The 26,934-nt window shown below is 60.7% G+C and carries 25 protein-coding genes, 2 tRNA genes and 1 pseudogene; 21 read left to right on the forward strand and 7 right to left on the reverse strand.

Features of this window, described 5'->3' with window-relative positions; genetic code table 11:
• The 11 genes from DWW12_RS01190 (at position 1) to DWW12_RS01240 (ending at position 8,663) form a co-directional block, all read left to right on the forward strand.
• On the forward strand, positions 1–498 hold the full coding sequence (locus DWW12_RS01190; protein ID WP_099431674.1) for a YqeG family HAD IIIA-type phosphatase: 498 nt from the start codon (positions 1–3) through the stop codon (positions 496–498).
• An 8-nt stretch (positions 499–506) separates the two neighbouring features.
• On the forward strand, positions 507–1,040 hold the full coding sequence (locus DWW12_RS01195; RefSeq protein WP_099431675.1) for a shikimate kinase: 534 nt from the start codon (positions 507–509) through the stop codon (positions 1,038–1,040).
• On the forward strand, positions 1,037–2,146 hold the full coding sequence (locus tag DWW12_RS01200; protein ID WP_117854599.1) for a hypothetical protein: 1,110 nt from the start codon (positions 1,037–1,039) through the stop codon (positions 2,144–2,146). The genes DWW12_RS01195 and DWW12_RS01200 overlap by 4 nt, the downstream gene beginning before the upstream one ends.
• Before the next feature lie 132 nt (positions 2,147–2,278).
• Positions 2,279–3,409, forward strand: a complete 1,131-nt coding sequence (locus tag DWW12_RS01205; RefSeq protein ID WP_117854601.1) for a Xaa-Pro peptidase family protein — start codon at positions 2,279–2,281, stop codon at positions 3,407–3,409.
• 159 nt (positions 3,410–3,568) lie between these two features.
• Positions 3,569–4,132, forward strand: coding sequence for an elongation factor P (gene efp, locus DWW12_RS01210; protein WP_006233983.1), 564 nt, complete (start codon positions 3,569–3,571; stop codon positions 4,130–4,132).
• A gap of 24 nt (positions 4,133–4,156) precedes the next feature.
• The gene (locus DWW12_RS01215; RefSeq protein ID WP_117854602.1) at positions 4,157–4,519 is read left to right on the forward strand and encodes an Asp23/Gls24 family envelope stress response protein; all 363 of its coding nucleotides are present in this window, start codon (positions 4,157–4,159) and stop codon (positions 4,517–4,519) included.
• A 3-nt stretch (positions 4,520–4,522) separates the two neighbouring features.
• Positions 4,523–5,107, forward strand: a complete 585-nt coding sequence (gene nusB, locus DWW12_RS01220) for a transcription antitermination factor NusB (protein ID WP_117847680.1) — start codon at positions 4,523–4,525, stop codon at positions 5,105–5,107.
• A 2-nt stretch (positions 5,108–5,109) separates the two neighbouring features.
• The gene (locus DWW12_RS01225) at positions 5,110–5,349 is read left to right on the forward strand and encodes an exodeoxyribonuclease VII small subunit (RefSeq protein WP_006233978.1); all 240 of its coding nucleotides are present in this window, start codon (positions 5,110–5,112) and stop codon (positions 5,347–5,349) included.
• A 35-nt stretch (positions 5,350–5,384) separates the two neighbouring features.
• On the forward strand, positions 5,385–6,188 hold the full coding sequence (locus tag DWW12_RS01230; protein WP_117847823.1) for a TlyA family RNA methyltransferase: 804 nt from the start codon (positions 5,385–5,387) through the stop codon (positions 6,186–6,188).
• Entirely contained in the window at positions 6,185–7,045 is an 861-nt protein-coding gene (locus DWW12_RS01235; protein ID WP_055250448.1) for an NAD(+)/NADH kinase, read from the forward strand. The genes DWW12_RS01230 and DWW12_RS01235 overlap by 4 nt, the downstream gene beginning before the upstream one ends.
• Positions 7,035–8,663 carry a DNA repair protein RecN gene (locus DWW12_RS01240; RefSeq protein WP_117854677.1) on the forward strand — a complete coding sequence of 543 codons (1,629 nt, stop codon included), beginning with the start codon at positions 7,035–7,037 and terminating at the stop codon, positions 8,661–8,663. The genes DWW12_RS01235 and DWW12_RS01240 overlap by 11 nt, the downstream gene beginning before the upstream one ends.
• A gap of 59 nt (positions 8,664–8,722) precedes the next feature.
• On the opposite strand, the gene DWW12_RS01245 is transcribed toward DWW12_RS01240, so the two are convergent.
• A complete protein-coding gene (locus DWW12_RS01245; protein ID WP_117806188.1) occupies positions 8,723–9,580 on the reverse strand; it encodes a MurR/RpiR family transcriptional regulator in 858 nt (285 codons plus the stop codon).
• A gap of 272 nt (positions 9,581–9,852) precedes the next feature.
• On the opposite strand from DWW12_RS01245, the gene DWW12_RS01250 reads away from it, so the two are divergent.
• The 10 genes from DWW12_RS01250 to DWW12_RS01295 all read left to right on the forward strand — a co-directional run bounded on the left by DWW12_RS01250 (position 9,853) and on the right by DWW12_RS01295 (position 20,725).
• A complete protein-coding gene (locus DWW12_RS01250) occupies positions 9,853–11,856 on the forward strand; it encodes a fructose-specific PTS transporter subunit EIIC (RefSeq protein ID WP_117854604.1) in 2,004 nt (667 codons plus the stop codon).
• Between the two features lie 528 nt (positions 11,857–12,384).
• Entirely contained in the window at positions 12,385–12,648 is a 264-nt protein-coding gene (locus DWW12_RS01255) for an HPr family phosphocarrier protein (RefSeq protein ID WP_022094575.1), read from the forward strand.
• Between the two features lie 134 nt (positions 12,649–12,782).
• A complete protein-coding gene (gene ptsP / locus DWW12_RS01260; protein WP_117854606.1) occupies positions 12,783–14,486 on the forward strand; it encodes a phosphoenolpyruvate--protein phosphotransferase in 1,704 nt (567 codons plus the stop codon).
• A gap of 74 nt (positions 14,487–14,560) precedes the next feature.
• The gene (locus DWW12_RS01265; RefSeq protein WP_055250439.1) at positions 14,561–15,493 is read left to right on the forward strand and encodes a 1-phosphofructokinase family hexose kinase; all 933 of its coding nucleotides are present in this window, start codon (positions 14,561–14,563) and stop codon (positions 15,491–15,493) included.
• 189 nt (positions 15,494–15,682) lie between these two features.
• The gene (locus DWW12_RS01270) at positions 15,683–16,615 is read left to right on the forward strand and encodes a 1-phosphofructokinase family hexose kinase (RefSeq protein ID WP_117854608.1); all 933 of its coding nucleotides are present in this window, start codon (positions 15,683–15,685) and stop codon (positions 16,613–16,615) included.
• A gap of 201 nt (positions 16,616–16,816) precedes the next feature.
• Complete coding sequence (locus DWW12_RS01275) at positions 16,817–18,211, forward strand: CCA tRNA nucleotidyltransferase (RefSeq protein ID WP_117854609.1); 1,395 nt, start codon at positions 16,817–16,819, stop codon at positions 18,209–18,211.
• Positions 18,212–18,363: 152 nt separating this feature from the next.
• Positions 18,364–18,440 (forward strand) — tRNA-Glu (locus DWW12_RS01280).
• A gap of 22 nt (positions 18,441–18,462) precedes the next feature.
• Positions 18,463–18,539: transfer RNA gene (locus tag DWW12_RS01285), tRNA-Glu, on the forward strand.
• Positions 18,540–18,689: 150 nt separating this feature from the next.
• Positions 18,690–19,997 carry a lysylphosphatidylglycerol synthase transmembrane domain-containing protein gene (locus DWW12_RS01290; protein WP_117854611.1) on the forward strand — a complete coding sequence of 436 codons (1,308 nt, stop codon included), beginning with the start codon at positions 18,690–18,692 and terminating at the stop codon, positions 19,995–19,997.
• A 116-nt stretch (positions 19,998–20,113) separates the two neighbouring features.
• Positions 20,114–20,725: a TetR/AcrR family transcriptional regulator gene (locus DWW12_RS01295; protein WP_158556488.1), complete on the forward strand. Its 612-nt coding sequence runs from the start codon at positions 20,114–20,116 to the stop codon at positions 20,723–20,725.
• Positions 20,726–20,728: 3 nt separating this feature from the next.
• Here DWW12_RS01295 and DWW12_RS01300 read toward each other — a convergent pair.
• The 6 genes and pseudogenes from DWW12_RS01300 to DWW12_RS01325 all read right to left on the reverse strand — a co-directional run.
• Positions 20,729–20,953 (reverse strand): annotated as a pseudogene (locus DWW12_RS01300) (DDE-type integrase/transposase/recombinase); the annotation flags it as partial.
• A gap of 77 nt (positions 20,954–21,030) precedes the next feature.
• Positions 21,031–22,299, reverse strand: a complete 1,269-nt coding sequence (locus DWW12_RS01305; protein WP_117583466.1) for an ABC transporter ATP-binding protein — start codon at positions 22,297–22,299, stop codon at positions 21,031–21,033.
• Entirely contained in the window at positions 22,300–23,322 is a 1,023-nt protein-coding gene (locus DWW12_RS01310) for an iron ABC transporter permease (RefSeq protein ID WP_117583467.1), read from the reverse strand.
• A gap of 22 nt (positions 23,323–23,344) precedes the next feature.
• Complete coding sequence (locus DWW12_RS01315; protein ID WP_147345453.1) at positions 23,345–24,916, reverse strand: ABC transporter substrate-binding protein; 1,572 nt, start codon at positions 24,914–24,916, stop codon at positions 23,345–23,347.
• Between the two features lie 4 nt (positions 24,917–24,920).
• Complete coding sequence (locus tag DWW12_RS01320) at positions 24,921–25,454, reverse strand: hypothetical protein (protein WP_089571779.1); 534 nt, start codon at positions 25,452–25,454, stop codon at positions 24,921–24,923.
• 144 nt (positions 25,455–25,598) lie between these two features.
• Positions 25,599–26,525: a sirohydrochlorin cobaltochelatase gene (locus DWW12_RS01325; RefSeq protein WP_117854614.1), complete on the reverse strand. Its 927-nt coding sequence runs from the start codon at positions 26,523–26,525 to the stop codon at positions 25,599–25,601.
• Positions 26,526–26,934: the final 409 nt, after the last annotated feature.

The following is a 26,934-nucleotide window of genomic DNA, read 5'->3' on the forward strand; positions in this document are numbered from 1 at the left end:
ATGAGGATTTTTAGCCCCAAACGATACGTTGCCTCGGTCGATCGCATCGACCTTGATACCCTGTGGGCCGACGGCAAACGCGCCATTCTGCTCGATCGCGATAACACTCTGGTTCCGCGCGACACCGAGCAGGTTCCCGCCGCGGTTTCCGCTTGGCTCGATACCGCCCGCGCCAAAGGCTTTAAGCTGTGCATGGTGTCCAACAACTGGCATCGCGATCAGGTCATGAGCTCTGCACGCGAGCTGGGACTCGAGGCCATCAGCCACGCCATGAAGCCCGCCCCGTTTGCCTTGAAGGCGGGTCTTAAGCGCCTTGGCGCCACGGCAGACGAGGCGGTGCTGATCGGCGATCAGCTGTACACGGACGTGTGGAGCGGTAACTTTGCCGGCGTTGACACTATTCTGGTCAAGCCGCAGGCAACCCAGGACCTGTGGTACACGCAGATCTTCCGTATCTTTGAGCGCCGGGCCCTGCGCGACCTTCCCTGCGAGGAATAGGTTTCGCCATGTCTCAGCACATCAAACACGGCTGCGACCATATCTTCTTTATCGGCTTTTTGGGCGCGGGCAAATCGACGCTTGCGCGCAATGTGGGCACTATGTTCAAGCGGCGTTTTATCGATACCGATCGTTTGGTTGTGCGTCGATGTGGCAAGTCGGTGACCGAGATATTTGAGACCGAGGGCGAGGATCGTTTTCGCGAGCTTGAGACCTCGGCACTCCGTTCGCTTCAAAGCGAGCGCAGCCTGCTGGTGTCGTGCGGGGGCGGCATCGTCGAGACGCCGGTGAACATTGAGCTGATGCACGAGATGGGTACATGCGTGTACCTCGAAGGCGACTTTGAGGACTCGTTGCGCCAGATTCGTCGCTCCGATACCCGGCCCGATTTCCGCTCGCCCGAGCACGCTGCGCGCTTGTTTGAGCATCGCCGTCCGCTGTATCGCCAGGCGGCCGATATTACCCTTGATATTCGCAACAAGTCCTTCGAGGACGTTTCCTACCTTTGTGCCGAGATGCTTTTGGAGCGTGGACTGCTATGATTCGCCGTCAACTTATCAATTTCCAAAACCGCAGTGTCGATGTCCGCGTCGGATTGGGGGCGTTCGAGGAGCTGTCGCGCATGTTTGCCTCGGCTGTGGGCAAGCCTAAGCGTGCGATGGTGGTTTGGAACGACGCCACATCCGAGCGTTTTGGCGAGGTTGTCGAACATGCACTTGTTGACGCCGGTTTTGCCGTGTCGCCGCTCGTCCTCGAGGTTTCGCCTGCCGGTGCTACGCTGGTCGATGCCGATACCGTCTTTGGCGCGCTGTCGGCTAACGGCATTACCTGCGATGATCTCGTTGTCGCTGTCGGCGACACGGCGACCTGCTCGGTTGTTTGCTGGTGCGCCAATCAGTGGTGCGGTCGCACCGAGTGCGCCTTGCTGCCGACGACGTTCGACGCCATGCTCACGGTCGCGACGACCATGAAGCCGCTTGTCGCCTCGTCGGCGCATGCGCTTCCCGCTATCGCGTTCCGTCCCGAACCGGGCTTGGTCGTGTGTGACCTCGACCTTGTTCGCGAAGCGGACCCCGAGGACCTCAAGCTCGGCTATGCGGTACTTGTTGGCACCATGCTTTCGAGCAGCAAGTCGCGCTGGAATCAGTTTATTGAGACTGTCCCCGAGATTCTTGCTGGTGAGGAGGTCGCGCTCGTCAATGCCGTCCAATGGTCTCAGACTGCCCGCAAGGACGTGCTGACGGCCACGAACCCGAGCGCTCGCCATGCGCTCGATTTTGGCAAGATGGGGGAACGCACCCTGCGCGCCTGCTTGGGCGATGCCGCTTCGCAGGTCCCTGCCTACCAGCTGTTGTCCGAGGGCATGCGCTTCGAGGCGCGCCTTGCACATGATGCCTGCGACTTCGATATCGATTACGTCTTTGAGGTCGATGACTGCCTGGAGGACTTTGGTATCGAGGAGCTTGCCTTCGATCTGGAGCCCGCCGCATATATCGAGGAGTTCCGCAGACAGCAGTTTGTCCGCTCGAACCGCAGTATGTTGCCGCTGCCCGCGGCACTCGGCGCCATTCGTCTAACGAGCGTTGAGGACGAGGTTCTTGAGCGCCATGCTCACGCCTACTTGGCTTCTCGCAAAGAACTTCTCTAAGATTTATTGACATCCATCGTCTTTCGTATCATGTTGAGGGACGGGTTTTCAATCGGTCGCGGATCGCAAGCGATTCCGTCGTTCGGTTGAGACCCGTCCCGTCTTTATAGAGACAACAAGAAAGGAATCTGCATGTCAGAGTTTGCTGCCGGCCCTGCCGGTCGTATCGAGCGTGTCCGTACCCTGATGGCTGAGCGCGGCTACGACGCTGTCGTGGTTCGTGACGAGGCCAATCTTCGTTGGCTTACGGGCGTGAAGGGCGTCTTCGATTACACCTTCGAGTTCCCGCACGCGGCGTTTATTACGGCTGACCAGTGCCTGTTCCATACCGACTCGCGCTACCTCAACAGCTTTGAGGAGAACACGCCCGCCGGCAGCCCCTGGGTCTACGACATGGACGAGGGCACCATCCCCGGTTGGGTCGCCGGCAAGATCGCGGCCAACAAGTGCCGCGTCTGCGCTGTCGAGGACGACATGCAGATCAACTTCTACCAGGGTATTCAGCGTGGCCTGGAGGATCGTTCTGTAGCCTGCATGCTGCCGCTGATGCATGACGACATCCGTAAGATGCGCGCCATCAAGGACGCCGAGGAGATCGAGCTCATGCGCCACGCGCAGTCGATCACCGACGCCGCCTTCCAGCACATGCTCGGCTATATTAAGCCCGGTATGACTGAGAAACAGGTCCGCAACGAGCTCGAGAACTTTATGTTCGCTAACGGTGCCGATAGCCTGGCCTTTGGCTCCATCGTCGCGAGCGGCCCCAACACCGCCAACCCGCATGCTGTCCCGAGCGACCGCGTGATCGAGAAGGGCGACTTCGTTCTCATGGATTATGGCGCGGGTTACTGCGACTATCGCTCCGACATGACTCGTACCGTCGTGATGGGCGAGCCCACGTCCGAACAGCTCGACCTGTACGCGCTCGTGCGCCGTACGCACGAGGAATGCGTCGCCGCAATCCATCCGGGCGTCGAGGGCAACGACATTTTCAAGCTTTCCAAGAAGATCATCGGCGATGCCGGCTATGGTGATTACTACAACCATGGTCTGGGCCACGGCGTGGGCATTGACATCCACGAGCTGCCCAACTTCAACCGCAGCAAGAATATCATCGAGGTCGGCTCGGTTATCACCATGGAGCCCGGCGTCTACCTGCCCGGCGTGGGCGGCGTGCGTCTGGAGGACTACGGCGTGGTCACCGAGAACGGCTACGAGCCCTTCACCAAGACGCCGCATGACCTTCACGTCATCGATTGCTAGCTCATTTCGATAGATTTTTGGGGCGGGGCCTCCGGAGCAATTCGGACGCCCCGCGTTCTCTTTTTATGCGCTCGCTGCAGGCGCCGTCTGCAAGTGTATAATTTCGCTCGTATGTAATTTGGACGCTTGTGCGTTCTGCCCATAACAAGAAAGGTCGCTATGCCTACCATTTCTACCGCCGACTTCAAGAACGGCCTCGGTCTCCGCATTAAGGACAAGGTCTACACCATCGTCGAGTTCCAGCATGTCAAGCCGGGCAAGGGCGGCGCGTTTGTGCGCTACAAGACCCGCGACATCAAGAGCGGCCGCGTCGTCGAGAACACCTGCAACGCCGGCACCAAGTTCGAGAGCGTCATGCTCACCACCCGTGAGTTCCAGTACCTCTACAACGATGGCACCGACTACATCTTCATGGACAACGAATCCTATGAGCAGGTTCCCGTTCCCGAGGACATGGTGGGCGAGAACTCCAAGTGGCTGCGCGAGAACGACATCTGCCAGCTGCTCTTCGCCGACGATGAGCTCATGGGCGTGACTCCGCCGATGTTCATCGAGACCACCATCGTCCAGACCGACCCGGGCTTTAAGGGCGACACCGTCCAGGGTTCCACCAAGCCGGCCACGATCGACACCGGCGCTGTCATCCAGGTCCCCATGTACCTCAACGAGGGCGAGGTCATCAAGGTTGACACCCGCGACGGCAAGTTCGTCTCCCGCGTCTAGCAACCAACTCTTCTAGGAGGACTCATGCCCCAGGAAATCAAGATTGACGGCATCGGCATTTCGCCCGATGTTCTGACCGCCATCGTCTCGCGCGCCGTGTCCGATGTCGAGGGCATCGCCTCCGTTGGCGTCAAGGACCTTGCCACCAACCTTGTCTCCATGATGCTCTCGTCCAAGGCCCCGGCTTCCGAGCCGGCGGTCGAGACCGAGGTCGTCGGCGACAAGCTCGCACTCACCGTGCGCGTTGTGGTGTTCTTTGGCTATCCGTTCAAGAAACTCGCCGAGGCCGTTCGCGCTGCCGTGGTCGCTGCCATCGATGCCCAGGTGGGCGTTGAGGTCGAGCGCGTTGACGTTTGCATCGACGGCATCGTTTTCCCCAAGGAGTAACCTTTGAGCCTTAAGGTTTATCGCGGGCGTACGCTTGCCCGCAGTCAGGCGCTGCAGCTGCTGTTCCAGGCCGAGGCCACGGACAGCCCGCTCGAGCGCGTCCTCGAGGGCGATTTCCTGATCTCGAAGGGCCCCCTCGACCCCTATGCGCTGGAGCTGTGCCGCGGTGCCTACGAGCATATCGATCGCATCGACTGTGCCCTGCGCGCCGTCGCCAAGAACTGGGATCTTATGCGCATGCCCGGCGCCGACCGCAATCTGCTGCGTATCGCCGTCTATGAGATGCGTTTCCTCACCGACGAGGAGGTCTCGGACGCCATCGTGATCAACGAGGCCGTCGAGCTCGCCAAGGCCTATGGCACCGACCAGTCCGCGTCGTTCGTCAACGGCGTGCTGGGCAAGATCGCTCGCAGCGAGGAGCTGCCGGGCGAGGACTTGTACCAAGAGCTGCTCGCCGAGGATCGCGCTCGCGAGGAGGCCCAGACTGCCGAGGCTGCCGCTAAAGTTGCGGTTGCCCAGGCTGAGGCTGGTGTGCTGGCTGAGGGCGCGGACGCCGCCGAGACTGATGTCGACTCCGTCGAGGAGTAGCCATGCCAGAGGGTTCCGTCCGCAACTTTGATGAGATTTCGGACCGTCTGGACCAGATCATCGCTACCGTTCGCTCCAAGGATACGTCCTTGGAGCGTTCACTCGATCTGTTTGACGAGGCGATTGAGCTGGGCTCCCGCGCGGTCGATATGGTCGACAAGTTTGAGCTGACGCCTCGTGAGGCCGATAAGCTCGAGCAGGAATACGATGAGGATGCGGCAAACGAATCCCAGGATAGCTAGGCCGCATCTCCGGATACGAATGGTTGATGGCATTCATGAAACGCGTGCGTCTCGATGACGAACTGATTTCACAGGGCATCTGCGCCGATCGCGCGGATGCCCTTCGCACTCTTATGGCCGGCTTGGTCTCGAGTGGCGGCGAGCGCTTGACTTCGCCGGGCCTTAAGGTGACCCCGGGCCTGCCGCTGCACGTGAAGGGGCGCATTCCCTATGTTGGCCGCGGCGGGCTTAAGCTCGAAGGCGCGCTCGATGCATTTGGCATCAATCCGACGGGCCTTGCCTGTCTGGATGTGGGCTGCTCTACCGGCGGCTTTACCGATTGCCTGCTCAAGCGCGGAGCTGCGACCGTTGTCTCGGTGGACGTGGGCCGTGCCCAGTTTGATTGGTCGCTGCGTCAGGACGATCGCGTGACGCTGCATGAGCGCACAAACGTGACGCAGCTGCCTGAGCTTGGCTATGCCGGCGCCATCGACCTGACTGTGTGTGATGTCTCGTTTACCAGCATCGCGAATATCATCGACGCCGTGCTGGCGTGCCTGAAGCCTTCGGGTTCGTTCTGCACGCTCGTAAAGCCCCAGTTTGAGGCGCCGGCTGCGCTGGTGGGCGAGGGCGGTATCGTGACCGACCCCGCCGTCCGCCGCGATACGCTCGTGGCGGCGATTGAGCTTTTTGCCGCCAAGGGCCTGTTCCCGCTTGACGTGTGCGTGTCGCCCATCCATGGCGCTAAGGGCAACGTTGAGTTTTTCTTGTACGGCACAAGGTTTGTCCCCGGGGAGCGCGCCGACGATGAGCTGCAATCCCAGGTATCGGCTTTGAGCGAGAAAGCTGCAACGCTATGAAGGTCTTTCTGGTTCCCAATTACTACAAGCAAGAGGCGGTCGAGAGCGGCCTGATGCTCGAGCTTTGGCTTTCGCGCCAAGGCTACGAGGTCGCATGGGCGGCCGATCAGCGATCGAAGATTCAAAGCACGCCTGATATTGACGGCTCAGATCTGGTCATTACACTCGGCGGCGACGGTACGTTGCTGCGCGCTGCCCGCATCCTCAACCATCGCGAGATTCCTATCCTTGGTCTTTCCTATGGTCACCTGGGCTTTTTAACTGCTGCGAGCCCCGAGGAGCGCGACATTCTGCAGGTCGTGAGCGATGCTCTGTCCGGCGAGCTCCACGTGAGCCGCCGCGCCACCATCGCCGCGGATATCGTGTCCGTGCGCGAAGACGGCACGAAGGATGTCGTGCGCACGTTTGCCCTCAACGATATGGCACTTACGCGCGGCCCCCTGTCCGATATGGTTGAGTTTGACATCACGGTGTCCGGCCATCATATTGACCGCCTGCGCGGCGATGGTGTGGTCGTATCGACGGCGACCGGCTCCACCGGCTACGCGCTTTCCGCCGGCGGTCCCATTGTCAGCCCCGATTACACGGGTATGGTCTGTGTGCCCATCGCCCCGCATACCATTCAGGCTCGCGCTTTTTTGACCTCGCCGAGTGATGTAGTCGAGATCTTTATGTCCGATGATCGCCCGAGTGTGCCGGCCATTGCCATCGACGGACAGTTTATTACCTGCGATGGCACGGTCGAGAGCGTGGCCGTGCGCCGTGGTCCCGGCGACGTGCTGCTGCTCGATTACGGTCCCGAGAGCTTCTATAACTCGGTGAGTCGCGTGTTCTATGGAGTGCGCCATGATCGATGAGCTGCAGGTTTCCAACATCGCGCTCATTCGCGAGGCGACGTTGGTTCCGAGTGCGGGCCTAACGGTTTTGACCGGCGAGACCGGCGCCGGCAAGACCGCGCTGCTCTCGGCCCTCAAGCTTATTTTGGGCGAGCGCGCGGATTCGTCGACGGTGCGCGAGGGCGAGGCGCTGGCGAGCGTCGAGGCGCGCCTGTTCGACGGTCCGCACGACACGGAGGGGTTCACCGTACAGCGTAGCCTTTCTGCCGAGGGCCGCAGCCGCGTGAAGATTGACGGTCGCATTGCCAGCGTGCGCGAGCTTTCCGAGCGCGTCGGCGTGATGATGGATCTGTGCGGCCAGCATGAACATCAGCGCCTGCTCGATCCGGCACATCATGTTGCCATGGTCGATGCCTGGGCTGGTCGCTCTGCGCTCGAGGCGCTGGAAAAGTACCGTGTCTGCTTTAAGGCGTCGCGTGCGGCTGCCAAGGAGGTCCGTCGCGTAGAGGAGGCGTCGCGAGCGCAGGGGAGTCGCGTCGAGGAGGCGCGCTTCGCCCTGGAGCGTATCGCCGAGGTTGACCCCAAGCCGGGTGAGTATGAGGAGCTCGAGGAACTGCTGCCGCGCTCCGAGCATGCCGAGGTGCTGGTGGCGACGGCCAACGATGCCCATGCATCGCTTACTTCCGAAGGGGGAGCGCTCGATGCCGTGAACGGCGCCGTGGCAGAACTGTCGCGCATGGCTACCGTCGATCGCAAACTGGGTGACATCGCCGACGCACTTTCGGATGCCTGCATCTCCCTTGAGGATAGCGCGAACGAGCTTCGTGCCTATCGCGATGGCGTCGCCTTCGACCCGCGCGAGCTCGCTCGCATGCGCGAGCGGTATTCCGACCTTAAGGGACTTCTGCGGCAGTGGGGTCCCACCATGGACGATGTATTTGCCATGCGTGACCACTCGCGGGAGTTGTTATCGCTGGTGGACGATGGTGACGAGCAGATTAGGAAGGCACGCGAGGCACTCGGCGCGGCGGAGCACGAACTGTTCGCCGCTGCCAAGGCGCTTAAGCGCGCACGCAATACGGCAGCCCCGCGTTTTTGTCACGAGGTGGGTCGTCAGATGGCACGCCTCGAGATGGGCGGCGCTGAGCTGGTCTGGGAGTCCCGCGATCTCCCTCGCGCTGAGTGGACACCCGCGGGCCCTTCGAGCTACGAGCTTCTGTATCGCAGCGGTGCCGGATTGACGCCGCGCCCTCTGCGCCGCATTGCCTCGGGCGGCGAGCTCAGTCGCGTCATGCTGGCGAGCAAGGTGGTCTTGGGTAATGCTGACGGCGTCGACACACTGGTATTTGACGAAGTCGATGCCGGTGTCGGTGGTTCCACGGCTCGTGCTCTTGCTGGTGTGCTGGCCGATCTTGCCGCTACGCATCAAGTGATTGTCGTAACCCACTTGGCGCAAGTCGCCGTCATGGCCGACAAGCATTATGTTGTCAGCAAGGAGCCGGGCGATGTTCCCCAGACGCATTTGGACGAGGTAACCGGCGAAGCGCGTACCGCCGAGATCGCCCGCATGCTCAGCGGCGATCAGTCCGAGGCAAGCTTGGCCCACGCAAAGCAGATGCTCGAAGAAGTTCGAGGCTAGGTCGTATCAGCGGTGTTGGTGGGACAAAATAGACTGAAATTTTTGTCCCACTACGCGTTTTACTCAACGACCTTGTCCGGCTGGATGAGCTCCTCGTAGTAGCTGATATGTTCGCGAGCGTCTTCAATCTCGGGCAGCAGGAAGTTGTAGATAACTTCGATGATCATCGTGGCGCTGATCTTGGAGAACGCAAAGTCACCCGTCGTCAGCAGCGCCTCGTGGTTGACGGTATTAAAAGTGTAGTCTGCCAGGCGCGCGAGTGGAGACTTGCTGTCGCTGCTGATGACGACTACGGTGGCACCGCAGTCGCGAGCCGCTTTTGCCATGCGATTCAGTCGGCGCGACTTGCCGGAGTTTGAGATGAGCACGATGACGTCACCCGGGCGCAACGTGAGCGCAAAGCCGATTGATGTCTCGCTAATGGTGCTCGCCATGCAGCGCAGGCCCAGCTGCGAAAACTTAAACGTCGCATCGAGCGCGACCGCGTTCGTATTGCCCACAGCCGCAAACTCAATAACCCCTGCATGCTTAAGGGCATGCACAACAGCCGCCAACGTATCGTGGTCGATCCCGTCGATGGTCGCATTAAGCTCGCTCACCTTGGCAGCCAGGATGTTCTTAAGGCTCTGCTCCATATTGTCGAGCGAGACTTCGTCAGTCAGGCCCTCGTTGCGCTGGCTTTCCAAATCCCTCGCCAACGAAAACTGAAAGCTGCGGAAGCTACCAAAGCCAAGTTTGCGGCAGAAGCGCGAAACGGTCGCCTCGGACGTGGCGGCGGCGCGTGAGAGCTGAGCCGCCGTGAGGCGTGGCGCCTCGGACTGGTGCTCCAATATATAGTCGACAATGCGCTGCTCGGACTCGCTGTATCCCTGATGGGTACTAATGAGGGAAAGTGCGCTCTTGCTACTATCGGTCATGGATGGCTCCTGGTTGGCATGAAAATCGGAATCGTTTTGTAATGTCATAGTATAGGGGGATTTTCAATAACAAGATACACCTTGCCGTTTCAAGTGTTGATGGTAAACCTTCACCTACCGTTTACGGTTATGAAAGAATCTTTCACCGGAGAATTGCACCTTGTCTCTTCTCACGCGGACGGTAGGTTGGTATCTTTCAGTTGTGGAAAAGCGCGCAAGGACGCGCGTGTAGGGGAGCGCCTGCGGGCGCAAAACTTTAAAAGGAGGGACACATGGCTAAGTTTGACATCATAGCCGCCACCGGTTGCCCGACCGGCATTGCGCACACCTTCATGGCTAAGGAGGCGCTGGAGAAGGCAGCTGCCGAGCGCGGTCTGACCATTAAGGTCGAGACTCATGGCCAGGTCGGTGTCGAGAACGAGCTCACCAAGAGTGAGGTCGCTGGTGCCAAGGCCGTCGTCGTCGCAGCCGACAAGGATGTCCAGGCTGAGCGTTTCGCCGGTAAGCCCATGGTTTCCGTTGGTGTTTCCAAGGCCCTGTCCGTTGAGGCCGCCGGTAAGCTGATTGACCGCGCGCTCGCCGCCAAGGGCGACAACACGGTTGCAGCCGCTGCCGATGTCGAGGACGAGGTCGAGGAGAAGGAGTCCATCGGTCACGTCATCTACAAGCACCTCATGAACGGCGTCAGCCACATGCTGGTCTTCGTCGTCGCCGGTGGTGTTCTGACCGCCGTCTCGTTCCTGTGGGGCATCACATCCTTCGATTCGACGGCTGCTGACTACAACAGCTTCGCCGCCATGCTCAAGATCATCGGCGGCATCGCCATGAACCTCATGGTTCCGGTGCTTTCCGCCTACATCGCCGAGTCCATCGGTAAGCGCCCGGCGCTCGTCCCTGGTTTTGTTGCCGGTATGATCGCCATTCAGGGCCTGCCTGTTAACGCCGAGACCGGCATGATCGACGCCGGTGGCGCCGGCGTGGGCTTCGGCTTCCTGGGCGGCATCGTCGGCGGCTTCCTCGCTGGCTATGTCATCCTGCTGCTCGAGAAGGTCTTTGCCGGTCTGCCCAAGAACCTGGACGGCCTCAAGGCTATCTTCCTGTACCCGCTGTTCTCGACCGCCATCGTCGGTCTGGTCATGCTCGGCATCTCCGGCCCCATGGCTGCCATCAACACCGCCATGATGGACTTCCTCAAGGGCCTGTCCGCCTCTGGCGCCGTTGTCCTGGGTCTTGCCATCGGCTGCATGTGCGCCTTTGACATGGGTGGCCCGGTCAACAAGGCTGCTTACGTTACCGGTACCGCCATGCTCACCGAGGCACTGGCTGCCGGCGTTGGCACCGATACCTACAATTTCGGCACCAACTTCATGGCTGCCGTCTCCGCAGCTTGCATCGTTCCACCGCTGATCACCACCTTCGCCGTCGTTGTCGGCAAGAAGTACTTCAGCCAGGAGGATCACGACGCCGGTATCGTCAACCTCATTCTTGGTTGCACCCACATCACCGAGGGCGCCATTCCGTTCATGACCAAGAACATCTGGCCGGTCATGCCCATCATGATGCTCGGTTCCTCTATCGCTTCGATCCTGACCATTATGTTCAACGTTCACGATCCGGCGCCTCACGGTGGCTTCCTGGTCCTGCCCGTTGTCGAGAACGGTCCGCTTTGGGTCCTCGCGATCCTCATCGGTGCTGTTGTCGGTGGCATCCTGTTCGTGGCCTTCAAGAAGTACGACTTCGAGAAGAATCAGAAGGCCGCTCCTGTAGCCAAGCCGGTTGAGGCTTCCAAGGCCGCTGCCGTCGAGGCTCCCAAGGCCGAGGCTGCCGACTTCGTGAAGGTCGAGAACGTCTTTGTCGCCGAGGACTTCGCTTCTCGTGACGAGGTCCTGAGCTTCGTCTCCAACCAGGCCGTTAAGGCCGGTTTTGCGAGCGACGCCGACGCCGTGATGAACGCCTTCCTGGCCCGCGAGGCCGAGGGCACCACGGGCATGATGGAAGGCTTCGCCATTCCGCATGCCAAGTCCGATGCCATTACCGAGGCCGCCGTCATCGTCGTCAAGGACGAGTCCGGCGTGACCGGTTGGGACACCATGGACGGCGCTCCCGTCAACGTGGCTATCGCTCTGCTCATCCCCGGTGCCCAGGCCGGCACCACGCACCTCAAGATCCTGTCCAAGGTCGCCGAGGCGCTCATGGACGAGGGCTTCCGTGCCACCGTCAAGGGTTCCACCGACGCCGCCGAGATTGCCAAGACGATCAACGCCCGCCTGGTCTAATCCCACAGCGCGCGAATTACATCGCCCCCTGTAACAAAGGCGAGGACTCCCTACGGGTCCTCGCCTTTTTTCATGCCACCTGGCACTTAGGGACGTTCCTTTCCTGCCGGCACCCCGGGACACTCCTTAGTCCCCAACAGGGCATTAATAGCCCTCATCGACTGAATCACCCACGCGAACAATAATTCAGCCAGAATTCCGTTCGCACGATATTACTTTGGACCGACCGAGTTTCCGCAGCTTGCTCGCCCCGGACCCCGCGCGCGGGGGCCATGAGATTTATCGCGAGTTCCGCACGAGCCGAAGAGCACTTAATGTGCTCTTCGTGCGAGCAGGACTGTAGAGCAGGAAATCTCATGGGTCCGCGCGCGGGGTCCGGGGCGAGCAAGCGGACAGAACAGACATCTGTCCAACAATTCGTGCGAAACACAATGAAAAACCGTTTGATGTGAGTTAATATAAACAACGTCGTGAATCTGACTCCTGCCACATGCATGACAGGGGTTAAACACAAAAAAGGAGTCAATTATGGTTTCTGAGAAGGCTACCCTCGTTAATCCTCAGGGTCTGCACATGCGTCCGGCTGGCCTCTTCGCCTCCACCATGGGCAAGTACGCCTGCGACGTGACGGTCGTCACCCCTGAGAAGGAGGTCAACGGTAAGTCCCCGATGGCCCTCATGGCTGCTGGTATCCCCTGCGGTACCGAGGTCGAGGTTAAGTGCGACGGCGCTGACGAGGCCGAGGCTCTGGCTGCTGCCATCGAGCTCATCAAGAGCGGTCTTGGCGAGTAGAACTCAAACGGGTCGCATGTTGAACAACTAAGTTCATATTTGGGGGCGCAGTGACCTGTTGCAAGGTAGCTGCGCTCTTTTGTCATGGATATGGCAAAACGCTTTATCACATGACACGGAGAGAGGAATGGGAAATGTATCAGGGAGTCAACGCTTCCGAGGGCATCGGAATCGGCACCGTCATGGTCGCCACCGATCCTGACTTGACGTTTGAGCCGCACGAGGTTGCCGATTCGGCAGCCGAGAAGGAGCGCTACCAGAACGCTCTTTCGGTGTTCTGCGAGAAGACTCAGGCTCAGGCCGACCACATGAAGGAGACGGTGGGTGAGGCCGAGGCCGAGATCATGAGCGGACATATCGTCCTGGCTCAGGATCCGGGCATGACCGACGCCATCAACGCCGCCATTGATGCCGGCACCTGTGCCGAGCAGGCGCTCATGGACACCTCGACCATGTTCGAGAACATGTTCCTGTCCATGGATGACGAGATGTTCCGCCTGCGCGCGGCCGATATCGCCGACATCCGCACCGGCATTCTGGCCGAGCTGCTGGGCGTGGAGGTCGTGGACCTCTCCGTCCTGCCCGAGAACACCGTCGTTGTCGTGCACGACCTCACGCCGTCCATGACCGCTACGATCGATAAGGCTCACGTTGCCGGTATCGTTACCGAGACCGGTGGCCGTACGTCGCACTCCGCGATCATCGCCCGCGCCCTCGAGATCCCGGCTGTTCTTTCGGTTGCCAACAGCTGCACCGCGCTGCGTAACGGCATGACCGTCGTCGTCGATGGTGGCAAGGGCATCGTCGAGGCCGATCCCGATGCGGAGACGCTCGCCGCCTACACCGCTAAGGCCGAGGCCTTCGCTGCCGAGAAGGCGGCCCTCGAGGCCTTCCGCGGCAAGCCGTCCGTGACTGCCGACGGCATCAAGAAGATCATCGCCTGCAACATCGGCAATCCCGACGATGTGCCCAACGCGCTCGATCACGATGCCGAGGCCATCGGCCTGTTCCGCTCCGAGTTCCTGTTCATGGACTCTGCCGAGCTTCCTTCCGAGGAGGAGCAGTTCAACGCCTACCGCAAGGTCGCCAGCGCGCTCAAGGGCGCTCCGGTCATCATCCGTACTCTCGACGTGGGTGGCGACAAGGAGATCCCGTACCTGCACATGGTCAAGGAAGAGAACCCCTTCATGGGCTTCCGTGCCGTGCGTTACTGCCTGGCCAACCCCGATCAGTACAAGGTCCAGCTCCGCGCCCTGTTGCGCGCCAGCGCCTTTGGTGACGTCAAGATCATGATCCCGCTCGTCACCTGCGTCGAGGAGGTCGTGGCCGTCAAGGAGCTCGTCGAGCAGTGCAAGACCGAGCTGACCGAAGAGGGTCGCAAGTTCAACGAGAACATCGAGGTCGGCATCATGGTCGAGACGCCTGCCGCCTCGCTGCTCGCTGACCGCCTGGCCGAGGTCGCCGACTTCTTCTCCATCGGCACCAACGACCTGATCGGCTACACCATGTGCGCCGACCGTGGCAACGACACCATCTCCAACCTGTACCAGGTTTACTATCCCGCCGTGCTCCGCTCGCTCAAGAACATCATCGAGAGCGGCGTGAAGGCCGGCATCATGGTCGGTATGTGCGGCGAGGCCGCTGCCGATCCGTTGCTCGAGCCGCTGCTGATCAGCTGGGGCCTGGAGGAGTTCTCGATGAGCGCTCCGTCCATCCTGCGCGCCCGCAAGACCATCAGCCAGTGGACCAAGGCCGAGTGCGACGAGCTTGCCGAGAAGGCGCTCGCCTGCAACACCGCTGCCGAGGTCAAGGCACTGCTCGAGTCCGCAGCTCGCTAATTTGGTATCAGAGGTAACCGCGTGGTTGGAATGGGCCGGCCACGCGGCCCTCACATATACAGGGGGTACTGTAAATGTTCTACACGCTAACCGCTAACCCGGCTGTCGACATGACGGTTTCGAGCTCTCCGCTCGAGCCCGACGAGAACGTCCGCACCGGCTCGGCCAGCTACACGGCTAACGGCAAGGGCCTCGACGTGTCCTTCGCCTTTAAGAAGATGGGCGTCGACACCGTCGCTCTCGGCTTCTTCGCCGGCTTCACGGGCAAGTTCATCGTCGAGGAGGTCATGAACCTGGGTTGCCTTTGCCGCCCGGTCTGGACCGACGGTATCACGCGCATTAACACCTACGTCAACGATGGCCAGCACGAGTACGGCATCCTCAACCCCGGTGCTCCGATCACGCCGCAGCACCAGGAGGAGCTCTACAACATCCTGGACACCGCGGGCGACCTTGAGTGCCTGATCGTCTCCGGCTCCGTGCCTCCCAAAGCTACGCCCGACTTCCTGGCTCAGGTCATGGAGCACGCTCAGGCCCGTGGCGCCGACGTCGTCCTGGACCTGTCCTCCGACAAGCTCAAGGAGCTCGCTCACAAGAAGCCGCTGCTCATTAAGCCGAACCATCACGAGATGAAGGCTATCTTCGGCGTGCCGGTCGACACCGACGACGAGGTCCGCGTTGCCATGAAGCTGGCTCACGAGGCCGGCGTCCAGAACGTGCTGCTCACCCGTGGTAGCCGCGGTGACGCTTACTTCTCCAACGGCGAGGACATCTGGTATGCCAAGCGTGAGTTCAACATCAAGCTTGTCTCTTCCGTCTGCGCCGGCGACTGCACCCTCGCTGCGTTCCTGCACAAGTGGTACAGGGATCGCGACAACGTCGAGGAGGCCATGAAGCTCGCTATGGCCACCGGCGCCAACGTTGCTGAGTCCGTCGGCATCGGCGACTTTGGTCACGTCGACGAGTACAGCAAGCGCGTTGCTGTCCGCAAGCTCGATCGCAAGTAAGCGAAACGCGACAAACTCGTGCGCATACGGCGTCCCGGTTTCGACCGGGGCGCCTTTTTTGTTCTGCCATGGGGGAGACATGTTCTGCCGTACTTCATCGCTTCCACACCGTTTACCGAGTTGTCCTAGCCTTTTACCGATGTGTGGAATATACTTTCATTAACACGTTGCTTCGTGAAAGGAACATTCATGATTTATACGCTCACTGCAAATCCCGCTATTGACTACAACATCTCCTGCGATGGCCTGTCCGCCAACACCGTCACCCGCACCCGTAACGCTGTCTACACCCCCAACGGCAAGGGTCTCAACGTCTCTTTTACGCTCGACCACTACGGCGTCGACACCACGATCCTGGGCTTCTTCGCCGGCTTCTCGGGAGAGTTTATCGTTAAGGGCGCCGAGGCCCTTGGCGTGCCCGTCAAGCCCGTGTGGACTGACGGCATCACGCGTGTCAACGTGTTCCTCAACGCCGGTCCCGACACCGAGTACAACATGGTCAATGCCGGTGCCGCCATCAACGCTGCCAACGAGCAGGAGATGTTTGAGCTCATCGATTCACTTGACGACATGACCTGCCTGGTCATTAGCGGCTCGCTGCCCCCCAACACCTCTGAGGGCTTCCTGGCCGAGGTGCTTCGCCGCGTTAAGGCAAAGGGCGCCGAGTTCGTGCTCGATATTTCGAGCCATCAGTTGGCCGACCTCATTGCTATGGAGCCGCTCCTCATTAAGCCTAACGACGACGAGCTGCTCGACATCTTTGGCATTAAGGTGAGCGGTGGCGACGACGAGTCTGTCAAGGGCGCGATGGCCGAACTGCATGCCAAGGGCGCCAAGAACGTGCTGTTGACCCTGGGTGGCGCCGGCGCGTACTTCTCCAACGGCGAGCACATCTGGTTTGCCAACCGTACCTTTGAGGTCAAGCTGCTGTCGACCGTTTGCGCCGGTGACTCTTCGCTGGCCGCCTTCCTGTCCGTGTGGCACGACGCTCCCGAGCGCGTCGAGGACGCCCTGCGCCTCTCGATGGCCACCGGCGCCAACGTGGTCGAGTGCCCGGGTCTGGGCGATTTTGCTAAGGTCGATGAGTATCAGAAGGGCATCGCCATCCGTCAGGTCTGCTAACGCAGCGCACGGACCTTGCATCTTTGCTTTGTAGAGCACCCGTCTCGGATTGCCGAGGCGGGTGCTTTTTCATGTTTGTAGTCGATGCCTTGGGATCCAATCGTGCTTGAAGCGCGTTCGCGTGTGCGCCCGCTCTCATTTCTTGCTAGACTTCATGGAAACCATCAATCGATATGCCCGCAATTGCAGGAGGCCACAGGAATGTGCAATGTTTCGCTCAACGCTACGCAGCCGTCAGCCGCCTCTCTGTGCGTGTTGCGAGCCCTCGAGGATGCCGGTCTTGAGGCCTGGTACGTGGGCGGTTGGGTACGTGACGCCCTGATGGGACGTCCCAGCCACGATGTCGACATGTGCTGTAGCGGCCTGTGGCAGGAGTCCAAGGCGGCACTCGAGGCCGCCGGTATTGCCGTAGTTGAGTCGGGCATTAAATTTGGCGGCATTACGGCTATTTGCGATGGCGAGCGCATTGAGGTCACCACCTATCGCCTGGACGGCTTCTATACCGACGGTCGTCATCCTCAGAGTGTGGAGCGCGCCGCTTCGCTTGAGGACGATCTGGCGCGCCGCGACTTTACCGTCAATGCCATGGCGTGGCATCCCGAGCGCGGCCTTGTCGACCGCTACGATGGCCAGGGCGACCTAGACCGCAAGCTGATTCGCGCCGTCGGTGATCCTAAGCGCCGCTTTAACGAGGATGCCCTGCGCATGTTGCGCGCGGTGCGCTTTGCCTGCCGCCTAGACTTTGTGATTGAGCCCGAGACCAAGTGTGCCCTTGCCGAGTGCGCGCCGCTGCTCGATGCCGTGGCGCGCGAGCGCGTGGGCATTGAGCTCGAGGGTATCCTTTCGACCGGCCATGGGGGAGACGCGATGCTGCGCTACCCCGAGCTTGTTTGCGCCGCCGTGCCCGAGCTCGCGTCCGCTCGCGGGTTTGATCAACGCAGCGTCTATCATGCGTTTAACGTCTACGAGCATATCGCCCGCGTGCTGACGGTGGCAGGGGAGCTGGCGCTGTGCGACGGCGTCGCGCCCTCGTCGAGCCTTATGTGGGCGGCGTTTTTGCACGACGTTTCCAAACCCGAGTGCTTTACGGTCGATCACGACGGCAGCGGCCACTTCTACGGTCATCCCGAGCTCGGCGTCAAGAAGGCGCGTGTCATCATGGATCGCCTGGCGCTCTCGCACGATTTGGTGCGCGATGTGTGCCTGCTGATCAAATACCATGACAAGCCGCTGCTCCCCGAGCGCTCCTGCCTGCTCAATATGATGCGCGCGCTTTCGGGCGAGGGTGTCGATACGCCGCGTCTGATGGACGAGCTCATGGACCTTAAGCGTGCCGACACGCTCGGCAAGGCGCCCTCGTGCTTCTATTACGTCGAGACGATCGAGGAGATGCGTACGCTCGCCCACGATCTGCTGCAGGCGGGGGAGCCCTATACACTCAAGATGCTTGCCATCAATGGTGGCGACCTGATCCGCGCCGGCGTCAAGCCGGGGCCGGAGCTGGGACAGCTTCTCAACGCCGCCCTCGACGCCGTGATCGAGGACAACATCCCCAACAACCGCGAAGCCCTCCTGACTCATCTCCACCTAGGGTAGCTAAAATAGCCCCGTCCCAAATTAGCTACCTTGTTGACCTGCGCGTTCCATAACCTCGCGACAAAATTTCGGCAATTTGGAATTTCTTCTTGCGCTTGCGTTTTTTGTCCCGTAATATATTTCCTCGCAGCACGGCAGTGCAGATGTCATGTGGCCCGTTCGTCTAGCGGTTTAGGACGCCGCCCTCTCAAGGCGGAGATCACCAGTTCGAATCTGGTACGGGCTACCACTTCTTTTCTGCTGAGGCTTATGGCCCGTTCGTCTAGCGGTTTAGGACGCCGCCCTCTCAAGGCGGAGATCACCAGTTCGAATCTGGTACGGGCTACCACGCATCTGATACCCGGTCTTTCCACGGAAGACCGGGTTTTTTATTATCAAACAACTGTCTGTCATTCCCGTTTGAACAAGAGCTTTGCGTTCTGCTTATGGCCCTTACGGGTACAATAACCAAGATATTTTGACTGTTAGAAGGAGTCTCATGACGGAGTCCTCTCAGCATACGTCCAAGCCCCAGGTCGAGGTTGAGGCCTCGGGCGGCGATGACAATAAGAGCGCACGCCGCGGCGCAATCTTTATCGGCGTTGTGCTGGTGGGTTATATCGTCTATCTGGTGGTAACCGGGCAGATGGGGCAGTTCTGGGCTGCTATGTCGAGCGTCCAGGCGCCCTGGCTCGTTGTCGCGTGTCTTTGCATGTTCATGTATCTGTTCTTTGGCATTGTGGCCTATGCGATCGCCGTCTGGCTCGACCCCAATTCACCCGTCGGCATTCGCGACCTGATCTCGGTCGAGGCGAGTGGCATCTTCTTTGGCAACCTGACGCCCATGATGATGGGCTCTACGCCTGCCCAGATCTACCGCCTGACCAAAGCGGGCCAAAACGTGGGCGAAGCGGGTGCCACGCAGTTCACCCGATTTATTGTGTATCAGTTTGGCCTAGTTGCCTGGGGCGCTATCCTATTGCTTGCTCGCATGCCGTTTTTTGCCGAGCGCTATGGCGACATGACGCTGCTGTGCGTCTTTAGTTTTGGCGGTCACTGCTGCATCCTGCTCGGCATCTTCGCCGTCGCGCTCATGCCTAAGACCGTCACGCGCGTCGCCCATTGCATCATCAATTGGCTCGAGCGCATAGGTGTCTCGGCCACTAAGATCGAGGGATGGCGCTCGTTTGTCGATGGCGAGATCTACTCCTTCTCCGAGAAGTTCAAGCTTTCGGCCGGACATTTTTCTTCCATGCTGCTCACCGTGTTTATCACCATGCTGCAGCTCGCGTTTTTCTATCTGGTGCCGTATTTTCTGATGCTCGCCTTTGGCCACCACGAGGTCGACTTTTTCTCGGTCATGGCCGCGAGCGCCTTTGTCCAGCTGCTGAGCTCTGCGGTTCCCTTGCCCGGTGGAACTGGTGGCGCTGAGGGCGGCTTTGCTTTGTTCTTGGGTCATTTCTTTGGGTCGGCTTCGACCGCCGGCTATCTGCTGTGGCGTCTCATTACGTTTATCGCGCCGACCATTTTGGCTGCGCCCCTGCTGGGCCTTAAGAGCGCCCACAACGAGAGTATCCATGCGCGCTGGGATCGCGTGATGCGCAAGCTCGGCCGCGCGCCTCAGACGCCCTCTGCGCCCACTAAGCCGCACCCCACGAATGCTGTTACCGTTGATCCCAGGAAGCACGCTCAGAAGGCTTCTGGGACCGCTAAGCCGGCTCATAAAGCCTATGTGCGACAGACGGGCGACGGTATCCGCGTATCTCCGTCGGCACTCAATAAGAAGAAGCACCCTAAGTCGCAGTAGGACAGTCGTGCGTTCTTCATGATGCGGGGCATATTTGTGCTGTATGGGGGATAATCCTCTTACGTAGATTATCTCTCATCTGTTGATGAATGCCCGCATATCGAAGGGACACGTCTATGGACACCAGCAAACCGCGTCTTGATCGCCGCATCGTTCGCAGCCGCAATGCCATCCTTTCCGCTTTCGAGCGCCTGCTCATGGAAAAGCCGCTGGCAGACATTACGGTGAGTGCCATCGCGCGCGAGGCCAATGTCGACCGCAAGACCTTTTACGTTCACTTTGGTACGGTTGATGGCTTGCTCGATGCCATTGCCGTCGATGTGGTGGAGATGATTGTCGACTCGGTTGAGAAAACGCTTGCCTCCATGGACGGCGACACCAACGAGCGCGCCCTGGGCGCGGCGGCGACCTTCTTTAAAACCGTTAACGAGGCACTATGCAACAACTTGGTGCTCAATCGTCAGCTGATCGAGAACATTCCGCTCGATGATTTTATGGCTCGTCTTCGTGCGCCGCTCGAACACGAGATTGCCGAGCGCGATCTGCTGCCCCAAGGTCTCAAGGACGAGATGTTCGACTACTATCTGGCGTTCTTGCTGTCGGGTATTATCGGTATCTATCGCACGTGGGCCCTGTCTGATGGCTCGGTTCCTATCGAGCGCGTCTCGGAGGTCGCCAACGACCTGACTCTCAATGGCCTATCGAGTCTGGAATCTCGCTTGGATTAGGCGCAGGCTCGAGTTCGTGAGGCGCTTGTCGGGGTGCAGCCCGATCGACCAGGCGACGAGCATCCCGCCGAAGCAGTCGATGACCGGGCTCAGGTAGACCTTCTCGCCGCCCGGGAGTCTGAACTCGGTGATGTCGGTGAGCCACAGCAGGTTGGGCTCGTCGGCGTGGAAATTCCTGTTTACGAGGTTCTCCGGCGCCTTGTAGACCTCGCCGGCGTAGGAGCTGTAGCCTGAGGATCATTAAAAGAAAGTCCAGTTTATCCTTCCCACTCCAATTGGGAATCCTCCGATGCGCCTTCGCACGCTCACATGACCTCGATACCATGCGAGCGTGCGAACTCGACGAGCTCTGCGTTGCGGGCGTTTATGGTGCCGAAGGCGGCGGGGCACACAATAAGGCGCGCGCAGTGGACGAGGAGCTCTTTGGCGCGGGCTATGGTTTTATCCCCGATCGGCTCGAAGGCGCGCTCGGCCACGCATTCCGCTGCCAGGTCGCGCGCGAGCTCGCAGTCGATGTCCCCTTCGTGCAGAACGCCCGCGTAGAACGCCTTGCCCTGCCGGACGAGCTGGCGAAACACAGCCGACCCCGTACCTGCGCCGGCGATGACGAACGTGTTCGCATCGCCGTGCGGGCGCCCAATTTCCACGCTGCCGAAGCGCTCGTTGAAGGTGCCATGCTGAAGGCCGTAGAGCTCGCCAATCGTCTCGCGCGTGAATATGTCCTCGGGTGCGCCGGCGCGGAAGACCCGGCCGTCCTTCACGCAAATCACCTTGTCGGCGCTTTTCTGCGCGAGCTCGAGTTCGTGGATGGACATGATGACAGCCACATTCCGCGATTTCGCAAGGTGGCGAAGTATTCGCAGCAGGTCGATCTGGTAGCGGATATCGAGATACGACGTGGGCTCGTCGAGCACGAGCACACGCGGATCCTGCGCGATGGCGCGTGCGAGCATGACGCGCTGGCGTTGCCCGTCGCTTATCTGCATAAAGTCGCGCTCGGCGAGCTCTTCCACATGTGCGGTTTTCATGGCCTCGTCGACCCGACTATGGTCGTCGGGCGAGAGTGTGCCCATTCGCCCGGTGTAGGGGTGCCTTCCTGCCTCTACGACATCGCGGCAGGTGAGGAGCTCGGTCCGGGGGCGATCTGTCAGCATAACGGCAAGGTTCCTTGCAAACTCCGCCGTCTTCCATCGGGAAATCTCCCGCCCGTCGAGCTCGACCGCGCCGGCAAGCGGTGCCAGATGGCGTGTGATGGTTTTCAAGATGGTCGACTTGCCCGAGCCGTTCGGCCCGATGAGCGCCACGACGTCGCCCGCGCGAACCTCCAGATCGACGCCTTCGACTACGACCTTCTTGTCGTAGCCCGCCGACAGGTCGCTTATGTGGAAAAGCGGCGCTCCGTCAGCCTGCGTTTCGACCGTAGTTTCGAGGTTCGGCTCCGCTCGGAGGAGGCGTTCCGCGCGCAGTTCCGCACGAGCCGAAAGTGCCTTCTGGCGCTTTCGTGCGAGCTCAGGACTGTCTAAGCATGGAATGTCCCCTCCGAGCGTTTTGGGCCGCGGCACGAATTCCCCCATCTACCTCACCCGCTTCTTCAACATGAGCGCGATAACCACCGGAGCGCCGAAGATGGCGGTGACGGCGCTGATGGAAAGCTCGACGGGAGAGAACAGCGTGCGCGCGATCAAATCGCAGCCCGCGCAGAAGATGGCGCCTCCCAAGAAGCACGCAGGAATCACGCGGATGGGCTTCGACGACTTTAGCGCCGACTTCACGAGATGCGGAACCGCGATGCCTACGAACGACACCGGACCAGCGAACGCGGTCACGCAGGCGGAGAGCATGCTCGCTAGAAGGACGAGCACCACGCGGAAGCGTGCGACGTTCACGCCGACGCTTTTCGCGTAGGCTTCTCCCAGCTGGAAGGCGGAAAGGGGCTTCGATATCGCGAATACGCATGCGCTCACGGTGATCACCACGACCGCGATGATCGCGATGTCGTCCCAGCTCGAACCCGAGAAGCTACCCAAAGACCAGTTGTGCAGGTTCACGATGGACTGGTCGTCGGCGAAGGCGATGAGGAAGTTCGTCGCCGCCGAGCAGATGTATCCCACCATGACGCCCGCCACGATGAGCATGGCCATGGAACTTATGCGCCGTGCGATGAGGAGCACGAAGCCGATGGTGATAAGCGAGCCCAGAAACGCTGCGGCCACCATGGCCGGCGAGGACATGGCCTGGTTCGCGCCTAGAAGTACGATCATCGTAAGCGCGACGACGAACTTTGCGCCCGAGGAGACGCCCAAGATGAACGGGTCGGCGATGGGGTTGTTGAAAAACGTCTGCAGCAGGAACCCGGAAAGCGAAAGTGCCCCGCCGAGAAGCACGGCTGAAAGCACGCGCGGCAGGCGAATCTCCCAGATGACCTGGCTTTCCATGGAATTGGCCGCGCCGCCCGAAAGGATGCCGGGGATGTGGTCTGCGGGCACGAGCGCGCTCCCGATGCACAGGTTGGCCCCGACGAGCACGATGAGGGCAACAGCGAGCAGCGCCGTCACGACGCGACACCGCGCGGCGCGCCCCGATTCGTCGTATGCCATGGAAAGCCGGCTTCTCATGGCGCTAACCGAGCTTCCTCAGATAATGGAAGTCGCTCGCGTCATCGCCGGTGAACGCCCCGTGCAGCTCGTCGATAATGTCGGCGGTAGAAGTCATCTGCTGGTACATGTCGGCGCTTGTGACCCAGACGTTGCCGTTCTTCACGGCTTTGAACTGCGACAATAGCGCGTTTTTGCCTACGAAGTCGTTCAAGGTGGCAACCGATTCGTCGATGGTGCCGTTGTAGACGATGATGTCGGCATCCTTCGCCGTCGCGTAGAAGCGCTCCATTTCGAGCGTTACTGACGAACCTGACGTCGACGCCGTCTGCGCGTCATCGAGCGCATAGCTGCCGCCTGCAAGCTCGATCATCTGCGCCACGTAGTCGCCCGCCCGCCGCGTGACGGCGGCCCCGTTCGAGTTAATGTAGAAATACGCCACGGTTTTACCTGACGACGCGAGCCCCGATGTTTGCTCGACGCGGGCCTTCTGCTCGTTGAACAGGTGCGCGGCCTCGTCTTCCTTGTCGAACAGGACGCCGAAAAGCTTAATCCACTCGACGCGCCCGAGTGCTTCGGGCTCGCTCGACGACTGTTCGGTGAGCACGACGAGCCCGAGCTTCTGCAGCTTTTCCTTCACATCGGGCGTGTGGTTGATCATGGTGTTCTCGATGGCGAGCGTGCAGCCCGAGGCCGATATTCGCTCGTAGTCGGGCGCGCTGTACTTGCCGCCGTAGGCGATCGCCCCACTTTCGAGCGCGCTTTTGAAGCCCGCGACCGAGCAATCGTCGGCCTTCGTGCCCGACATGATGATATTGTCGTTCGCATCGAGCGCGTCGACCAGGCACATCGTCGCCGACGACACGAGGTACACCTTGTCGGCGGGGCGCCTTATGACCGCGATGTCGGAGCTCAACCCATCAGGTACCTTCGCATCTTGCGGCACCACGAGGAAACGCTCCCCATTCGAAACGCAGATAAGCCGCAGACCGCCTTCGAACTCGTCGACAGTGAAGTGCTCGGCGTATTCAAGCTGAAGCGCCCCCGTCGGCTCCCAGCCGCAGCCCAAATCGGCGTTGTGGAAGTCGGCCGCGGCGCTTGAAGCCGTTCCTGCAGGGGAGCTGCCGCTTGCATCGTCGCCCGATTTCTCCTTCATGGTGGATGAGTCGAAGTGGATCGTGTAGTCGATGGTGTGCGGCGTCGACATGGCGACGGTCTCGGCCGACACGGCGATGTCCTCGTCGAGCGTGACGGGTATCTCGAACGTGGAGTTGCCGCCGTCGTTTACGGGCGCGTAGTCCACGCCGTCGACGGTCATCTTGTCGTAGTTCGAACTCGACCAGGTGATGGTCGCGGTGTAGGTGTCGCCATCCTTCACAATTGTGGTGGGTGAGGCGATGCTTGCGCGCCCTGACCCGCCGGAAAGCGAGACACTCACAGTGTATTCCTGAGAGCCCGCCGTGCCACCGGTCGCGTTCGGGCTCGCACTGCACCCCGCGAAGGAAAGCGCGAGCAGGGCGACGAGAACGCAGGCGATCGCGCGCGCCGCGATGCTGTGGAGCTTCCTGTTTTCCCCCTTGGGAAGAATCGACCGCATGGCGTTACTTCAGTGCGTCGGCGCGCAGATCGACGCCGGCGGATTCGAACACAAGCGTGCGGTCGTACCACTGCTCTTTTCTAATACTCCACGCGGCACAGGCGGTGTCCTCGTCGAGCGCATCAACGGGCACGTCGTAGGTGTACTTGCCTTCCGCGTTTTCCACATAGGGGATGAAGTCGGCCTCGCTCGCGGCGGCAGCCTCGTCGCCCGTGCCCATGAAGAGCTTGCCGTAGCCCGTGCCGGAAAGCGTCATCACGCAGTGCATGGAGCCGTTTTCCACGATGAGCTGGGCGTCCACAATCCTGAACATGTTCGAGCTGGAATCTACGGTGATCGGATAGGTGCCGTCGGCCACCTTGTCGGCGGTGATGGGGGCAGCGCTTGCGCCCTCGGTCGCATCGGCCGCCTGCTCGGTCTTTTCCTGGGAATCGGTATTGCTTGCCTTTGCGCTGTCGCTTGAATTTCCGGCGCAGCCGGCGAGCGAGAACGCGAGAAGCGCCGCCGACAGGGCGAAGACGAGGGTTTTCTTCAACATGGAGGGATTCCTTTCAATCGCTTCTACAGCCCGCGCCGTGCGGTGGGCGGGCGGGATGCGAATGCAACGGGCATGCGCCGTCGGTCGGGGAAGGCGCATGCCCGTTGCACGGGGACGCGACCGGCGCTCCCGTGCGCGGCGAGTTTACAGCTTGGCGATGGCGTCGTCCACGTGCGAGACGTAGATGTCGTCGACCGCGGCGTTCTGTCCCAGACCCTGGAGCAGGCACGTCACTTCGAAGCCGGCGGCCACGAACTTCGCAGCCCAGCTGTCGGGGTCGGTCTCGTCTGCCATGTCGTTGTTCGCGTGGTCGCCCGCGACCACCATGAACGGCGTGAGCACGGCCTTCTTGTACCCTGCGGCGCTCGCAGCGGCGATAACATCCTCGCAGGTCGGTTCAGCCTCGACGGTGCCGACGAAGAACTGCGTCAAGCCCTCGTTCTTGAACACTTCCTGCATCTTGGCATAGTCGGCGTTGGAATCGGCTTCGGTGCCGTGGCCCATGAGGCACAGCGCCGTCTCGCCGTCGTCGAAGGACGCCATGTTCTCCTTAATGGCTGCGGCCACCTTTTTGTAGTCGTCGTCGGAGGTGAGCAGCGGGTCGCCGAGCGAGATCTTGTCGAACTTGTCGGCGTACTTGTCGAGCTCGTCTTTCACGTCGGCGTATTCCAGGCCAGCCATGAGATGCGTCGGCTGCACGACGATTTCCTTCACGCCGTCTTCCACGCAGCGGTCAAGCGCCTCGGTCATGTTGTCGATCGTGATGCCGTCGCGCTTCTTCAGCTTGTCGATGATGATCTGCGCGGTGAAGGCGCGGCGGATGTCGTAGTCCTGCCAGTACTTCTCGCGGATAGCGTCTTCGATGGCGCCGATGGTGATGTGGCGCGAGTCGTTGTAGCTCGTGCCGAAGCTCGTGACGAGGATGACCGGCTTCGCGGCCTTCTCCTTTTCACTAGATTTCTCGGAACTCGCGGAGGTGTTGGAGCAGCCCGCGAGCGCGACTCCGGCGAGCGCGACGGCTCCGGTTGCTGCGGCGCCCATGAAGCCGCGGCGTGACATCTGGTCGGACATGGTTTTTCCTTTCCTCGGTTTGCCGGTCCCCCGGCGACAGTTGCTTGTCGGCACAAGCGAAAGAAAAGCGCACCCCTCGGGGTTCACAAGGAGCTAACGCCACGGCGATGCCGTGAGGAAAAGGCGAAGCAGTCTGGCTTGGGGCGCGAGGCGGTTCGCCCGCGCGTCCTATACAGTAATGTCCCTTGCCCAGGATTCCCACCTGGTTCCCTCCGCAAGCCAGCGCGGGCTGTGCAGGCGCCGCGCCGGTCATTTCCTTTTATCCGATTGTCATATGCTCGTTGCCGAAACTTTTACTATGATAGTGGGCACTTGTGAACGTGTCAAAGCCAGCGCGGGCGGCATTGCGCCTCCTGCCTGCGTATTTGCGCCGATTGCTGCCGCAGGCGCCGTGTTTTGCCCGCTGCGC

Source organism: Collinsella sp. AF14-35 (assembly GCF_003464565.1).
Classification (GTDB): Bacteria; Actinomycetota; Coriobacteriia; order Coriobacteriales; family Coriobacteriaceae; genus Collinsella.